The sequence below is a fragment of the Marinobacter alkaliphilus genome, from assembly GCF_055394375.1.
On sequence record NZ_AP043751.1, the window covers coordinates 1,730,049 to 1,745,746 of the forward strand.

Annotated in this window: 14 protein-coding genes; 8 read left to right on the forward strand and 6 right to left on the reverse strand. The window is 55.1% G+C overall.

Going from position 1 to position 15,698, the window contains the following annotated elements; all coding sequences use genetic code 11:
• From phnE to ACZ5Q2_RS07780, 3 genes are read left to right on the forward strand one after another with little or no spacing between them, the layout of a single operon-like run.
• Complete coding sequence (gene phnE, locus ACZ5Q2_RS07770) at positions 1–831, forward strand: phosphonate ABC transporter, permease protein PhnE (RefSeq protein WP_011783501.1); 831 nt, start codon at positions 1–3, stop codon at positions 829–831.
• 9 nt (positions 832–840) lie between these two features.
• Positions 841–1,851 (forward strand): phosphonate dehydrogenase, encoded by a 1,011-nt coding sequence (locus ACZ5Q2_RS07775; RefSeq protein WP_026949874.1) that lies wholly within the window; start codon positions 841–843, stop codon positions 1,849–1,851.
• On the forward strand, positions 1,845–2,705 hold the full coding sequence (locus tag ACZ5Q2_RS07780) for a LysR family transcriptional regulator (protein WP_011783503.1): 861 nt from the start codon (positions 1,845–1,847) through the stop codon (positions 2,703–2,705). Before ACZ5Q2_RS07775 ends, ACZ5Q2_RS07780 begins: the two co-directional genes overlap by 7 nt.
• On the opposite strand, the gene ltrA is transcribed toward ACZ5Q2_RS07780, so the two are convergent.
• On the reverse strand, positions 2,620–3,465 hold the full coding sequence (gene ltrA / locus ACZ5Q2_RS07785; RefSeq protein WP_464597176.1) for a group II intron reverse transcriptase/maturase: 846 nt from the start codon (positions 3,463–3,465) through the stop codon (positions 2,620–2,622). The genes ACZ5Q2_RS07780 and ltrA overlap by 86 nt on opposite strands.
• Positions 3,466–3,540: 75 nt before the next feature.
• On the opposite strand from ltrA, the gene ACZ5Q2_RS07790 reads away from it, so the two are divergent.
• Positions 3,541–3,966: a hypothetical protein gene (locus ACZ5Q2_RS07790; RefSeq protein ID WP_058579624.1), complete on the forward strand. Its 426-nt coding sequence runs from the start codon at positions 3,541–3,543 to the stop codon at positions 3,964–3,966.
• Between the two features lie 81 nt (positions 3,967–4,047).
• On the opposite strand, the gene cadR is transcribed toward ACZ5Q2_RS07790, so the two are convergent.
• Positions 4,048–4,455, reverse strand: coding sequence for a Cd(II)/Pb(II)-responsive transcriptional regulator (gene cadR, locus ACZ5Q2_RS07795; RefSeq protein WP_432210274.1), 408 nt, complete (start codon positions 4,453–4,455; stop codon positions 4,048–4,050).
• A gap of 95 nt (positions 4,456–4,550) precedes the next feature.
• Here cadR and ACZ5Q2_RS07800 point away from each other — a divergent pair, with 95 nt between their 5' ends.
• From ACZ5Q2_RS07800 to ACZ5Q2_RS07810, 3 genes are read left to right on the forward strand one after another with little or no spacing between them, the layout of a single operon-like run.
• Positions 4,551–5,447, forward strand: a complete 897-nt coding sequence (locus ACZ5Q2_RS07800) for a cation efflux transmembrane domain-containing protein (protein WP_004364974.1) — start codon at positions 4,551–4,553, stop codon at positions 5,445–5,447.
• A 3-nt stretch (positions 5,448–5,450) separates the two neighbouring features.
• Entirely contained in the window at positions 5,451–5,963 is a 513-nt protein-coding gene (gene lspA, locus ACZ5Q2_RS07805; RefSeq protein WP_432210273.1) for a signal peptidase II, read from the forward strand.
• Between the two features lie 21 nt (positions 5,964–5,984).
• On the forward strand, positions 5,985–6,902 hold the full coding sequence (locus tag ACZ5Q2_RS07810; protein WP_061332999.1) for an ISL3 family transposase: 918 nt from the start codon (positions 5,985–5,987) through the stop codon (positions 6,900–6,902).
• A gap of 297 nt (positions 6,903–7,199) precedes the next feature.
• Here the strand turns inward: ACZ5Q2_RS07810 and ACZ5Q2_RS07815 are convergent, their stop codons facing one another.
• Genes ACZ5Q2_RS07815 through hsdR form a run of 4 tightly spaced genes read right to left on the reverse strand, consistent with a single transcriptional unit; the run spans position 7,200 to position 13,248 of the window.
• Complete coding sequence (locus ACZ5Q2_RS07815) at positions 7,200–7,808, reverse strand: Abi family protein (RefSeq protein ID WP_061332998.1); 609 nt, start codon at positions 7,806–7,808, stop codon at positions 7,200–7,202.
• Positions 7,808–9,271, reverse strand: coding sequence for a restriction endonuclease subunit S (locus ACZ5Q2_RS07820; protein WP_061332997.1), 1,464 nt, complete (start codon positions 9,269–9,271; stop codon positions 7,808–7,810). Before ACZ5Q2_RS07820 ends, ACZ5Q2_RS07815 begins: the two co-directional genes overlap by 1 nt.
• Positions 9,268–10,764, reverse strand: coding sequence for a type I restriction-modification system subunit M (locus ACZ5Q2_RS07825; RefSeq protein ID WP_061332996.1), 1,497 nt, complete (start codon positions 10,762–10,764; stop codon positions 9,268–9,270). The genes ACZ5Q2_RS07820 and ACZ5Q2_RS07825 overlap by 4 nt, the downstream gene beginning before the upstream one ends.
• Before the next feature lie 48 nt (positions 10,765–10,812).
• Positions 10,813–13,248 (reverse strand): EcoAI/FtnUII family type I restriction enzme subunit R, encoded by a 2,436-nt coding sequence (hsdR, locus tag ACZ5Q2_RS07830; RefSeq protein ID WP_061332995.1) that lies wholly within the window; start codon positions 13,246–13,248, stop codon positions 10,813–10,815.
• Between the two features lie 641 nt (positions 13,249–13,889).
• Here hsdR and ACZ5Q2_RS07835 point away from each other — a divergent pair.
• A complete protein-coding gene (locus ACZ5Q2_RS07835) occupies positions 13,890–15,698 on the forward strand; it encodes a hypothetical protein (RefSeq protein WP_432210272.1) in 1,809 nt (602 codons plus the stop codon).

A 15,698-nucleotide genomic window follows, 5' to 3' on the forward strand; every position in this document is an offset into this window, starting at 1 on the left:
ATGAACTATACAACGACGGAACCGGCGACTCTGTCGCCGGCCCCGTCGGCCTCCGTGCTGGATGAGCACGCGAAAGGCTGGCGGAAAAAACTCGGACAGTCGCTGTTAGTGCTGCTCATCATTTTTGTCGCAAGTTGGTACGTAGGGCTGCTCAATTTCAATACACTTGCCAATGGCGTGCCAGCCATAGGCACACTCATTGGCGAATCTCTTCCACCTGACTTCACCAATGTGGCCAGCTGGGTGTCGCCGTTAATCGACACGCTTGCGATGAGCATTGCCGGTACTGCCATTGCAGTAACCTTGTCTGTGCCACTGGCATTCCTGGCTGCGCGCAACACCTCTCCACATCCGGTGGTGTTCCAAGTAACTCGAACCCTTTTAAACGGTTTGCGTTCAGTCCCGGAACTGATCATGGGCATCATCTTCGTGGCTGCTGTTGGTTTTGGGGCGTTGCCTGGCGTACTGGCGCTCGGTCTTCACTCCATTGGCATGGTTGGAAAGTTTTTTGCCGAAGCGATTGAGCATGTAGATGAGGCGCCAGTGGAAGCGGCCGATGCTGCCGGCGCTACTCGCTTGCAGGTGCTCTATCACGCCGTGCTGCCACAAGTACTTCCTCAATTCGCGGACGTGTCCATTTATCGCTGGGAATACAATTTCCGTGCCTCGACCGTAATGGGCATGGTGGGTGCCGGTGGTATTGGCTTCGAATTGATGGGCTCGCTGAGAATCATGCAGTATCAGGAAGTCAGCGCCATTCTCATTGTCATCTTGTTGATGGTCACCGTCGTGGACAGTCTCAGTGGCCGCCTTCGTAAGAAATTCAAATAAGGAGCGTCGATGAAACCCAAGGTTGTGATAACCCATAAGGTCCATGACAGTGTTCTGGATGAACTTGCCCAAGATTGCGAGCTGGTCACCAACCAATCCGGCGCCACGTTGCCCCAGGAGGAAGTGGCTGCGCGCGTTGCAGACGCTGATGCGATGATGGCGTTCATGCCAGACCGAGTTGGAGTGGAGTTCCTACAGGGGTGTCCGCGCTTGAAGGTGATTGGTGCAGCCCTGAAAGGCTATGACAACTTTGATGTGGATGCCTGCACGCGTCATGGGGTTTGGCTGACATTTGTACCGGATTTGCTAACCGTGCCTACTGCAGAGCTAACGGTCGGGCTGACGATCAGTCTCACCCGACAAGTCAAGGCGGCGGACCACTTCGTTCGATCCGGTGAATTTACTGGCTGGACACCACGCTTCTATGGGCAGGGGATCGAAGGCTCACGGATTGGTATTGTGGGTATGGGGGCCATCGGCCAAGCGGTGGCGCAGCGCCTGAACGGATGGGGAGCGGATTTAATCTATTCCCAGCCGGAACGTTTACCCGTGCAGCATGAGCAGGCACTGGGTTTGTCCCATACTCCCCTCAAGATGCTGCTGGCCCAGTCAGATATTGTGATCCTGGCACTGGCGCTCAATGAGCAAACCCTCCACACCATTAATCGCGAAACGCTAACAGGAATGAAACCGGGCGCATTCCTTATCAATCCCTGCCGTGGATCTGTGGTGGATGAGGGTAGTGTTCTGCAAGCGCTTCAATCCGGTCAGTTGGGGGGGTACGCCGCTGATGTGTTTGAGATGGAAGATTGGGCGAGAGAAGATCGTCCGAGGGAGATCGCCCAGGGGCTCAGGGCCCACCCCAACACGCTGTTTACTGCTCACATCGGATCGGCAGTCAGCCAGGTGCGTCTGGCTATCGAGCAACGCGCTGCTCGGAACATTCTGCAAGTGCTTCGGGGTGAGCGGCCGGGTGATGCGATCAATGATCCCAGTGGCCGCGAGAGCGGCCCATGCTGAATCTTGTCTGGCTGAAGAGTTTCGTGGCGGTGCTGGACCACAACGGGTTTCAGGCCGCAGCCCGCCAGTTGGACATCGCACAACCCACACTGTCCCAGCACCTTCAAAAACTCGAAAACCAACTTGGCGTTTTATTGGTCCACAGGGGGCGCTCTGGCTGTGAGCCAACCCGGGCTGCCTTAACCTTGTTGCCTTTTGCCCGAAGTCTGCTCCGGCTGGAGGAGCAGGCGAGATCTTCCATTATGGAGGCTCGACTTCGCGTTGGGGCGAGCTCCAATATTGGGATTTATATGCTCCAGCCCTACATCCGTCGTTACAAGGAGCTGGGCGTAGGGCCCGAGGTGGATGTGGTAATAGATTCCAATCCGACTATTGCACGGCATTTATCGGACGGTGAGCTGGACGTGGCGATTATGGAGTGGTGGCATGATCTACCCGGATTCCATGCTCAGGCGTGGCGTAACGAGCCCGTTGTTCTAATCGTTCCGCCTGGTCACCCGTTAGCCCGTCGAACCGATATCGACCGCGATACGCTGTCTAACATGGCTCTGATCGGCGGCGAACCCGGCACCGGCACTGGCCGGCTTTTGGCGACCTACTTCGGTGAGCATGGGCCATTTCCGACGGTATCTATGCAGCTGGGTAGCACCGAAGCCGTCAAGCAAGCGGTTAAGGTCGGACTTGGCGCATCGTTGGTGCTTGAAAGTTCTGTACGGGAGGAGGTCCAAAATGGAAGTCTGGTGGCTATTCCCGTGAGTGAGCCTGGCCTTAGCAAGGAGCTGATGGTGATTTATCCGAGCAGCCTGGACAAACACAGGCCAGTATACTCGTTTGTTGGGCATCTCTGTGAATAGCTATTGGGTCCACCTCACGCATATCTAGCTGGGAATGCAGATACTGAGCCTCACGCTCACTTCGACAACGCAGTATTCCGTCATCTGCATATCGGCAGAATAGGATATCCGGATGACGAACGGTCAGCCAACGATCCAATGCATAATGCAGAAACAGGTTTGCCAGAACTGGCGATAACGGGCCACCTTGTGGTGTGCCAACGTTCCGTCGTTCCTGCTTACCATCTTTCGTCTGCATCGGTGCCGTTAGCCAGCGCCTCACATACAGCAGCACCCAGGATTCAGAGCAATGGTGGTCAAGGGCCTTGAGCAATAGCTCATGATCAATATGATCAAACAAGCCACGGATGTCATACTCCAGCACCCAGTCCCTTTCCCAGCACCGCTTTCGCGTGATCGCAAGCGCATCATGCGGGGATTTCCCGCGCCGATACCCGTACGAGTCCACATGAAAGACAGGTTCCAGGATAGGTTCCAGCGTCATAGTAACCACAGTTTGCGCTATACGATCGCTAACCGTGGGTACCCCGAGCAATCTTTCTCCTCCACTTTTCTTCGGAATTGGAACTGCTTTGACGGACAGTGGGAAATAGCTGCCGGACGACATCCGATTCCAAATTAGATAGAGGTTCTTACTTAAGTCTCGATCAAAGTCCTGAATCGTCTGGCCATCTACACCGGCCGCACCTCGATTTGATTTAACGCGCTGATACGCCTTCCATACCTGGCGCTTGGAATTTTTTTCTCTAATTGCGGAAATACCGAAATTAGATAAAACACAGCACGCCCCTCAGTTAGTAATATGGCTGCATTGTTAATATTCGAGGTTGTGCCCATGGCTAATAATCACAAGGTAATGACAGTTCGCGTAGATCAGCTGATTCTTTCACCTGAACTATCCGTTGACTATCGTCACGTCTTGACCAGTTTGCGATATCGATCGAACAGCTTTTCTTCCATCCCCCATGACATTCTTCTTGAATTCATTATGGCCCACCCACCAATTGGGTATATGGATGGCGAATACTTTCACGTGATTAGCAATATCAGAACACTCGGTATCAAACCCTTCTTACCAGAAAATGCTCAGATTCGAGTTATAGTAGATGAGACTCTCTGTCAGTCCGACATTGAGCTTATTTCAGTGCAGAGAGAATTGTTCAACTTGATCGTTTTCAGTATGAATGGACAGATGTTTGCGAGCGCATTAGCAGGTTTGTGGGATGTATCAGCCAATGCCAGATTTAAAAAAATAGGGTAAGCGGATTAAATGGTTGATCTTACCTTTGCATGAGAGTGAGACAGACCGGCATCTCATCGGATTATCTGGTTGATGCTTCACCTACTGCTGGTGCATGTTTCCTTCGCTAATTCCAGCAAGAACCCCACACGCCTCAACTTCCCGGTCATCGTTGCAACTCGCTCTCAGTGAAACGAGTTGTTTCTCAAGCGCTTGCAGAGCGGTTATCTGCGACCGCACATGAGAGATGTGATCATCGAGCAAGGCGTTGACGGCGGTACAAGGCTGATGAGGGTCGTCCTGATAGCTCTGTAGTTCGTGAATCTCAGCCAGTGACAGGCCCAGGATTCTGCAGCGACGGATGAAGGCCAGCCCCTCACCATGCTTCTCGGTATAGACACGGTAACCGTTGTCCTGCCGATCAGGCGGCGGCAACAAGCCCTGCTGTTCATAGAAGCGGATCGTCTGTGTTTCGACCCCTACTGACTGCGCCAACTGACCAATGCGCATCAGCCTCCTCCCCAACGGATTCTTTACTCTATTGACCTTATAGTAGCTTTATAGTTTTAAATGGTACCACAACATTGTTCAAGTGGAGTCGTATCATGAGCAAATCCTGTGGTGGCGCCTGTGGCGGTGATGCAACGTCCGCAGCGGATACCGATATACAGGCCTCCTCCGAGGCGCCAGGGAGATGGGTCAGTGTTTATGCCGTGCCGAAGATGGACTGTCCATCAGAAGAACGAATGATTCGCCTAGCCCTGAACGGCTTTGAGGAGATTCGGGCGCTGTCCTTCGACTTGTCGAACCGCCGGCTGAAGGTCGTGCATGACGGCGAGGTCGAGCCCGTCACCTCGAAACTGAAGACCTTGGGGCTAGGCGCCTCGCTTCAGGAAACCGTCGCTGCAAATCCGGAGACCATCAAGGCCGCCGAGTTTTCGGCAGCTTCTGCTAAGCAAGAATCCGGGACCCTGCGCTGGTTGCTCGGCATCAATGCACTTCTGTTCGTGGTGGAAATGACTGCCGGTCTGATCGCCCGGTCCACCGGCCTGATTGGAGAATCCCTGGACAATTTTGCCGATGCGGCGGTGTACGGGCTTGCCCTTTATGCGGTTGGACATAGCGTGAAAATGCAGGTACGTGCCGCGCATCTTGCTGGTGTACTGCAACTGATCTTGGCTGTGGGCGTGCTCGTAGAGGTGGTGAGACGCTTTGTATTCGGTAGTGAGCCTGAATCGCTGGTGATGATGGCTATCGCATTCGTCGCATTGATTGCCAATACCAGTTGTCTGCTGCTCATATCCAAACATCGGGAAGGCGGGGCGCACATGAAGGCAAGCTGGATATTCTCGGCCAACGACGTGGTGATCAACCTGGGGGTCATCACCGCCGGCGCCCTGGTCGCGTGGACCGGTTCCAATTATCCGGATCTGATTATCGGCACCATCGCGGGGGGCATTGTACTTAACGGTGCCAGACGCATTCTGGCGTTGAAGGGTTAAATAATGCTCATTATTGGCAAAAAGCTCTCGCCGTATGCCCTATTGTCCATATCGGGCCTGCTGGCAGCGTCTGATCAGGCTGTAAAGTGGCTGGTGCAGCAATCAATGGCCTATGGCGAGACTGTTTCGGTGACCCCGTTCTTTAACTGGGTGCACCTATGGAACACCGGTGCCGCATTCAGTCTTTTTGCGGATGGTGGAGGCTGGCAGCGCTACTTTTTTATCGGAATCGCGGTAGTGGTCTCGATTTTTCTGATCAAGCTGATCCTTGAAAATCGTCATAAAGGAGAAGCCATCGCTTACAGTCTTATCCTCGGTGGCGCCATGGGCAACCTGATTGACCGGGTCTTTCGCGGCTATGTTGTGGATTCCTTTGATTTCTATTGGCGAGACTGGCATTGGCCGGCCTTCAACCTGGCTGATATTGCAATTGTCCTCGGTGCCTTACTTTTCGTTTCCAGCAGCTTGTTGGGTAAAAAAGCAAACACCAATGCCGAGCCGGATGGATCTGACTGACACCTACGCCTATACAACACCATGACCGAACTTCCCGACAACATCCTTCACCTGCCGCAATACCAAGTACTGGGCTGCAAATCAACCGACGACGAAATGCACTTCCAGGTGGACGTGCCCGATCCCATCGCCTGCGAGGAATGCGGCGTGCAGGGTGAGTTCGTACGGTTCGGCAAGCGTGACGTTCCCTATCGTGATCTGCCCATCCACGGCAAGCGGGTCACTCTCTGGGTGGTCCGCCGCCGATACACCTGCCGGGCCTGCAAGACAACATTCAGGCCCCAGCTACCGGAGATGGTAGACGGATTCCGTATGACACTGCGGCTGCATGAGTACGTGGAGAAGGAATCCTTCAACCACCCCTACACCTTTGTGGCGGCACAGACCGGCCTGGACGAGAAGACGGTGCGCGACATCTTCAACGCCCGCGCCGAGTTCCTGGGGCGCTGGCACCGCTTCGAGACGCCCCGCATCCTGGGCATTGACGAGCTATACCTGAACAAGCGCTACCGCTGCATTCTGACCAACATTGAGGAGCGAACCCTGCTCGACCTGCTGGCCACCCGCCGCCAGGACGTGGTGACCAACTACCTGATGAAGCTGAAAGACCGGCAGAAGGTCGAGATCGTCAGCATGGACATGTGGAACCCCTACCGGGCAGTGGGAAACTGGCGCGAAGAGACCATGACCTACTTCGAGACGGACATGCCCGTCACCAACGCTTACACGGAGTCCATCAACCGACTGGCCAAGGACAAGAACCGTGAAGGGCGCGGTTACTCCTTCGAGGTGATGCGGGCACGAATGCTCTACACCACGAAGCACAAGAAGAAGGCACCGACTGCGAAGGTCTCTCCTTTCTACAAGAAAACCATCGGTTACGGACTGCCGGACTTCGCAGAGGAACTCAACTACGGAGTCGATCTATCAACCATCTGAGGGTGGTATCAGATTGATGGGGTGAAGGTGCCCCATCAACCATTAAATCCGTATACCCTTCTTTTTTTCGTGCCTACAGACCCGGCAGGGTTGCAAATATACTGTAACGGGCCTATTATTCTGGACAACACGGCCCCTGCCTCTTGGTTCCGACAGGAACTTACGCGGGGGTTCTTATTTTCTGCCTCCTCGTGTTACCACCAGCTTTGCCAGTCCTCAGGTAGTCCTATATCCATCATCGATAGTGCCCTTTGCGAGTATTGCTCAGGGAACGTTTGCAGATGGTTTGCCAGTCGTTCATGCCATCCGGTGTCCTTTCACTCGCATCATGGCAAAGAATTGGGACACTGCCCCAAAGTCCCAGGTTTCCACCGCTACCCATATCGGGAAAGGCTCACCATGCTTCGCCCGGTAGTGTTTAACGAAGTCTTCCTTTGAGCGGCGCTGCAGGTTCTGGCACTTTTCTTTCCACTGCTCGAAGCGTGTCTGCCCATTCCTGAGCTTTTTGCGGATGAAAGAGGGGTGGAGTTGGTCAGGGTCCAGGTGGGCAAACACTGAACGCTTGCCGAGCAGGTGCGCGATGTCTACACGGAGTGCAACTTCAATGCGTTCAAGCGCGTCCATGGCTTTTAGCCGGAGCTGCTTGTCGAACAGGTACAGGTGTACTGCGTCTACGAACTGGGTGCCCGGCTGGAACTCGTTCACAGCCTTGGTAGCCAGCTTTCCGGTGTTGCTGTCCAGCACCACCTCGAACTTGCGAAACGGATACCAGTAAGCGCTGAGGCGGTAGTAACCCACGCGCTGCAGGTAATCCAAGGCGGCGGCTTCGTCGGTGACCACCATGCCTCGGGATTTGAGCAGTTCCAGTTGCTCCGGGAAGGACTTCCATGGCCTGTTGTAAACCATTAGTTCAAGGCTCCTTCCACCACGGCTTCGGCCAACTGGCAGCGGGTTTCGCTGGCCTGGTTCAAGCGTTGCTTGAGTTGGTCGCAGAGGGCTGTGAGTTCATCGACTTTTTGTACAACAGCTTTCTGGGTTTCGATATCGGGTAAGGATACCGGAATCTCCTCGACAACTTTTTTGCTGATTTTCGGCATAGTGCCCGATGTCCCGGTCATACGCTCCCACATGAATTGCCGAGCGCCAGGCGCAGAGAGGTATAAGGCGACGAAGCTTGGGATCGCCATTTCCTCCTTTACTCTGACCTTCATCATTAGGTCTGGGTAGATGTAGTTTGGGTAATCCGAATCAAGGAGCACGTTGCAGCCTACATGATTGGCGGCATTCCCTCGCTGAATCAGAATATCCCCCTTTTTTAGCCAAAGGTGCGGTAGTACCGAGTTACCAATGTCCACATTTTTGCTCTCTGACAGGTCTAACCATCCCTTTGTCGTTGCTCCGAGCTTCAATACCTTGCAACCCGTTTCATGGTTACTCTCTTTTGGTGAAAAGCCATTTCTTGGGCCGAAAGAAAGAATATTTTTTAGTGGAACGGGGGCACCCTGAAAGGGGACAAGCTTGCCAGCCGTTGCCAGTTGCAGGATGGTCTGCTTGAGCTTATCGATGCTCTGTTCGGTGGTGAACAGGGTGTCGAAGTGGGCGGCGAGGCGGGCCCAGTTGTCGGCCAGTTCGGTGGCGTTTTCGGATTGGGTGAGAGCGCCGAGCAGGGTGTCCACGAGGGTTTCGTGGGCTTCGAGCTGGTCGCTGGTTTGCTGTTCCAGCCGGTCGCAGAGGGCCATGAGTTCATCGACTTTTTGGACGATTAGCTTCTGCTCATCAATCGGAGGTACTCGCAACTCAACATTATTGAGGACAGCTTTGCCTATGACTCCCTGTGCGGAGCCTTTCGACTGGGATCGAATTTTTAGGGTAAAAGGAATAAGGCAGTAGTAGAGGTATTCAGGGATTACTGTTTGGTCGGGCCTTATTGCTGCAACACTCCTGCCTATGGCGCAGTTAATCGCCATATTGAGTTTTCCTACAGTGGCCCCCACGACGCAGATTAGGACATCACCTCGCCTCGCCATGCGGAGTGGCTTCGTGGTCCACTCTTTTATTTCAGGGTAAATAGCACCGAACTCGCCGGTTTTAACAAATATTTCGCCTATTCCGTTTTTGTTGCACTCACTACCTGGAGGTGCTTGTCCCATCACAAGCTCTGCAAACTCTTGGAGCTTCAGAGTCCGGGCAGAATCGTTAACTTTCGGGATTAACGCACCTCTACTAGCCAGCTCAAATATCAGCTCCCGCAGCTTCTTAACCCCAGTAAGCTCAACCTTGCCCTTACTCCCCCGGCCACTGCTGGATTTCTTCGTAACCGCCCCGGTCCACAAGTCCAGATGCTCGGTAATCAGCTCCCGCGCGCTCACGCCGCACCTCCGTCGGTGTTCTCATCCCTGTTGTGGGATAGCGCATCGGCCAGTATGTCCCGCAGCTGGTGGCGGATTTCCTGGATTTCGGCCTGTTGCTGTTCGTACTTGGCCAGCAGTTCGTCCGGGTCGTGGCTGACCTGTTCGGACTCAAAGGGGTTCTTGATATCCAGGTTGTAGTTGCGAGCCTTGATGTCGTCGATGGACACCTTCCAGGCTTGCGCGGTTTCCTCACGGCCGGCGAAGCCGTCGGCCTCGGTGCCCCACCAGTCGATTTCGGTCTGGAACTCCGAAAACTTCATGGGCTTGGTTTTGCTGTAGCTCTTGTAGCCTTCCGGGTAGGGGTGTTCGTAGTACCACACGGTTTCCGTGGGCTTGCCCTTGGTGAAGAACAGGAGGTTGGTCTTGATGCCGGTGTAGGGGTTAAACACGCCGTTGGGCAGGCGCACGATCGTGTGCAGGTTGCACTCTTCCAGCAACTTTTCCTTGAGGCGGGTTTTCATGCCTTCGCCGAACAGGAAGCCGTCTGGCAGCACCACGGCGGCGCGGCCACCGTCCCGCAGCAGGTGGATGAAAAGGGTCATGAACAGGTCGGCGGTTTCCCGGGTGCGGAAGGCGCTGGGAAAGTTGGTTTCAATGCCGTCTTCTTCCATGCCACCAAAAGGCGGGTTGGCCACAATTACGTCTACCCGTTCTTTCGGGCCCCAGCTGATAAGCGGGCGGGCAAGGGTGTTGTCGTGCTTGATCTGGTCCGGCACTTCGATGCCGTGCAGGATCAGGTTGGTGGTGGCCAGCAGGTGCGGCAGGGGCTTTTTCTCAACGCCGTGGATGCTCTTCTGCAGGGTTTGTTCGTCCTGCGGGGTGCTGACGTAGTGCTTGCGCTTGTGCTCGATGGTGCAGGTGAGGAAGCCGCCGGTGCCGCAGGCCGGGTCCATTACTTTCTCATCCAGCTTCGGGTCTACCCGGTTGACCATGAATTCGGTCACCGCCCGTGGCGTGTAGAACTCACCGGCGTTGCCGGCGCTTTGCAGGTCTTTGAGGATTTGTTCGTACATATCGCCCAGCTCGTGGCGCTCGGCGGATTTGTTGAAGTTGATGCCGTCCTGCAGCTTGTTGATGACCTGGCGCAGGAGCTGGCCGGACTTCATGTAGTTGTAGGCATCCTCGAACACGTTGCGGATAACCACGCCCCGGTAGTCGTCACCGGCCGGCTCCAGGTTCTGCAGGCCCGGGAACAAGGTATTGTCGATGAAGTCTTTGAGCTCGTCGCCGGTCATGCCCTCCGGGTCGGCGGCCCAGTTGCGCCAGCGTAGCTTTTCCGGAATCGGGGATTTGTAGTCGTCGTAAATCAGTTCCCATTCCTGTTCCCGGTCGTCGAAAATTTTCAGGAACAGCATCCAGACCAACTGGCCGATACGCTGGGCGTCGCCGTCTACTCCCACGTCTTTGCGCATGATGTCCTGGATGGATTTGATGGTGGTGCTGATAGACATAGGTGTTCAGTTCCTGAGTAAACGGAATGGCGATAAACAAAAATCAGATCAGGGTGTTTGCCGGTACAGCTCGTCTTCCAGATCTCGCACGGCTTCGGTGTAGCCAGGCTTGCCGCCAAAGGCATCCACCAGTTCCAGCAGTGAGCCGATCTGGCTGAACGGCGCGAGGGTCAGGATTTTAACATCTTCGATGGGCTCAATGCCGTCGTCGGTGTACTTGTCCAGCAGGGCGTCCAGCACCTGTTTGCTGGCGCCTTCGTATTTGCTGAAGTAATTCTGTTTGCGCACCTGCTCGGCCCGTTCCTTTCGGCTCAGGGGTGGCTGGTCGTAGACGATGTGGCAGATGACGTCGAAGGGGTCGGGCTCAGCCCCCAGTTTTTTGCTGACATCCTTGATGAGGTCGTCCCACATTACACCTTGTTCGGCCAGCTCTTCGATGATGGCCTGTTTGCGCTCGGCTTCGTTCCAGCCTTTGAGGAAGTCGGTGAGGGTGGCGTACTGCTCTTTCACTTTCTTGCGGGTGAAGTCTTTCAGGCTTTCGGTGATGAGCTTGCCGTCCGGGCCCAGATATTGGACCCGTTCGGCGATGACCGTTACTTCAACATTGTCCACTACGTAACGGGTTCTGCCGCCGCTTGTTCCTCCGCCTTCACCAGGGCCGCCGGTGTCGCAGCCACTAGAGTCATCAGATTCCCATTTGGAATCTGGGGTCACTTCATAATCCTCGGGTTCTTGGTCGCAAGGAAGTTCCGTAGTTGTTGAGTCAAACCCGTAGAGTTCATCATCCGGTACAACAGATTCATCGTCATTGGGCTCGTAAACCTTCACCGGGTCGCCGTCGAACGCCGGGTCTGCGAACAGCTCGGTGGCCTTCTTGAAGTCCAGAATGGTAAACCAGTGCTTGTTGTAGTCGTCGTTGATGCGGGTGCCCCGGCCGATAATCTGCTTGAACTCGGTCATGGACTGGATGCGTTGGTCCAGCACGATGAGCTTGCAGGTTTGCGCATCCACGCCGGTGGTCATCAGTTTGCTGGTGGTGGCAATCACTGGGTAGCGCTCTTCCGGGTTGATGAAGTTGTCCAGCTCGGCTTTGCCTTCCTGTTCGTCGCCGGTGATGCGCATGACGTACTTGCGGTTCTCTTTTACCCGCTCGGGGTTCAGGTTCACCAGAGCCTGGCGCATGCGTTCAGCATGGTCGATGTCTTCGCAGAAGACGATGGTTTTCTGGTAGGGGTCGGTTTGTTCCAGAAACTCCGTGACCTTCTGTGCCACGACTTGCGTTCGTTTTTCCAAAACCAGCGTGCGGTCGAAGTCCTTCTGGTTGTAGATGCGGTCGTCGATGAGTTCGCCGTGCTTGTCGGTTTGGCCTTTGCTGGGGCGCCAGCCCTGCAGGTCGCGGTCCAGGTCGATGCGCACGACTTTGTAAGGGGCCAGGAAGCCGTCTTCGATGCCTTGCTTCAGGGAGTAGGTGTAAACCGGCTCGCCGAAGTAGTCGATGTTGGAGACTTCCTTGGTTTCCTTGGGTGTGGCAGTCAGGCCCACGTGGGTGGCCGCCGAGAAGTAGTCCAGAATCTGCCGCCAGGCGGAGTCCACAGACGCGCTGCCCCGGTGGCACTCGTCGATCACCACGAGGTCGAAGAAGTCTGGGGAGAACTGTTTGTAGATGTTCTGCTCGTCCTCGCTGCCGGTAACGGCCTGGTACAGCGACAGGTAAATTTCGTAGGACGGGTCTACGGTTCGGTTGGTGACCTTGGTCATGGCCTGGCCGAAGGGCTTGAAGTCGTTATTCTTGGTCTGGTCTACCAGAATGTTGCGGTCTGCGAGAAACAGGATGCGTTTCTTCTGTTTGGACTTCCAGAGCCGCCAGATTATCTGGAAGGCGGTGAAGGTCTTGCCGGTGCCGGTGGCCATTACTAGCAGAATACGGTTCTGCCCGCGGGCCACAGCTTCTACGGTGCGGTTAATGGCGACGGTTTGGTAATAGCGGGGCGTTCGGCCACTGCCGTCATCGTAGTAGGGCTGCTCGACCGTTTGTCGGGCGCTCTGGTGGATGCCTTTGTGCTGGCAGTAGAGCTCCCAGAGGGTTTCCGGGGAGGGGAACTCATCCAGCCTGAGGGTGGTTTCGGTCTGGCCAAAGAGCCCGGTGCGGTCGTGGAACAGAAAGCCGTCGCCGTTACTGCTGAACACGAAAGGGGCGTCCAGGGCATCGCTGTAAGCCAATGCCTGCTGCATGCCATCGCCCAGGCCGTGGTTGTTGTCTTTGGCCTCGATGATGGCAATGGGTAGGTTCTTCTTGTAGCTAAGAACGTAATCCGCTCGGCGGCGTTTGCCACGGGTGTGCAGCCTGCCACGCACGATGATGCGGCCAGCCGTAAACGAGACTTCCTCTCGTATCTGGCTGTGCATGTCCCAGCCTGCGTTCTGCAGAGCGGGGTTGATGTACTTGGTGCAGATGTCCCGCTCTGTGAGCTGTTTCTTGTCCATGCGCTCGCCGCCGTTACTTCTTGATTGCAACCATCTGGTTTTGCGTGGTTTTGTGGCTTTAGGTTAGCCGATATGGCCAGGTTACAGAAGGTTTGTGTGGTTGATCACGCATGGCGCTTGCATTTCTTGAGGCGCTAGGGGTATGTTCCGTATCGCTCAGGAGAGCGCAGGGATAGATCAACGGACAAGGAAACGGAACAGTGTCCTATCAGTTATACGTTGCTGGTGGCTACGGCTTCACCGAGAGGATTTTGCCGTCGTTACTACACCCTTCCGACGCGGTGTCCATCGCACAGGATTATTTTTCACGCGGTTACCAGGGCGCTCACATAGAGCCACCTCCGGATGGGGGCTATCGCGCCCTTGAGCAATCATCCAGCAGTGAGCGCCAGGCAATACTGGATGCCTTGCAAAGTGGCCAACTGGTTCTAGGCCGCCTGGATAGCGCAGCCTTTGGTATCTTCACCAAACGCACAGCCAGCCCTGAGCACCTCCGCTCTGATTTGCCGGCGTCTCTGGCAAGCCGTTTACGAGACCGATGGCCCACCGGCGGTAGTGCCGGGCCAGGAGTTCGATCAGATTCCTTACATGCGCCTGCCGCCCAAAACTATCAGCTTGCACCAGAGCCGGTTGCGGAGCCCGTGCCAGGTAAAGGCCCCTATAGCCTGACCATTGAGTATCGCTGGCCGGACGGCACTGGTGTAGCGAACCTGCCGTTTGAGGTAGGCACGGATTTGGAAGGCGTCACCGGAGTTCTGGACCATCAGGGTGCCGCTTCGGTGGAGGGTCTGAATGGCCGGTTTGCCACTGTCAGACTGGGCTCAAGCGCCATGGACGATGTGGTCCGGCAAGAACGCAAGACAATCATAGCGGGCCTCCAGCGACTGCTGGAGCAGGAAAGGAAGGACTACGAAGCCCGGGAAACGGTCTATCAGCAGATGCCTCACTATGAAAAGGCTCTGGTGAACACCGGAGCGGTGTTTCAGGGCGCTTATGATGCGGGGATCGGCCTGTTTGATTTTGTGGTTGGCGTCAGTGATCTGGCTAATCCAACCAAGACACTGATGGACGGGCTTAAATCGGCATGGTCTGCAAACCAGGATAACGGAGCCAGCAGCTGGTACGAAACCTTCAACAGTCTCTATGACGACAAACGCCGGGAACGATGGGTGCGAGCGATTGGGTTCTCGCCCTCTGACATCAGCCGGGAGGACATTGCAAAAGCTTATGAGTTGGCCAGCCTGGTGATGACGGATGCTCAGCTCAGCGCTGCTCTGAAAGACTTTGTAACCGATTATGCCGCCATTCAGCACCATACCGATTATGCCTACATTTTCGGAGCGATAGCATTTGAGCTGGTTTTGGCCGGTTTGCTGGCGGCAACCACACTGGGAGCGGGTAATGCTGCGCAGGCGTCCAGCCGTATCCGACATGCTCGGATTCTGGCGGGGCTCGGGCCGGCATTCGGGCGATTTGCCGAGGCGCTAAAGCTTCAGGGGTTGCGCAAGATATGGCGCGATTTCGACCTGAACAGGAAAAATCGTTTTGAGGCTGAAGCATCGCCGCGTCCAAAGGGCGTGGACCCCGACCCCGTCCAGCTAAGCACGAGGCCAGGGAAAGTGCTGCCCAGGTCCTTTGACGAGGCAAAGAAGCTTTTAGGAGATGCTCGGAATTCCATCATCGCCAATGGCAAGGCCCCTTCGCCCAAGTACACCCAGGCACAGCTGCACCGCATCGCTCAAGAGGGTTTTGCAGACGAGAAGTTCATTGTCCGCTTGGTGGAAGAGCCCCATGTGCATCGAAATGGCCCCAACAACGGAACATTAGGTAAGGAAGGTCCGGCCGGTGTGCAGATCTGGTCAACAAGTTTTGATCAGATAGCGCACCTGGATACGGACCCCAAATTGATCACTGAAGCAATGGGTGTGAACTACAAGCCAGATGCGAAGTATAAGCTGGCGATCATTGATCAGGCAGATGCGGTTAGGTATGCGGATGCTGAGACGATTGTTCCCACATACGGAAATCTCACGAAGTTTGTTGAGGATAAGTTGCCGGGAAAAGTTGAAAATCCTGCTTTGACGAAGGAGGTTATGACGCCTGACTATGCGGGGGAGTATGAATCGTTAATCAGTAACATGCCTCCACCCGCTTGGGCCAACCCGCAAATACGTAAGGCGTATTTGAGAAAGGCGGGGCTTGGCCAGGACGGGATAAAGAAATTTAATACTCGAATAAGTATTCAGAACAGTACAGGCGCTAATGAGCACTTTACTGGTAATGGCCTGACCAAAACGACCAACTCGACCACGGAACAGCCGGTGTATGGCGTTGTGGAAGCATTCAGTTTACATAAGAACCCCAAAACCTTCCGGCAGATGACGGGAATGGAAGGCGGCACGCAGTGGGTGGAGCTGGTGGACCTTGAACCGATTAATTTTGGAGCTTAA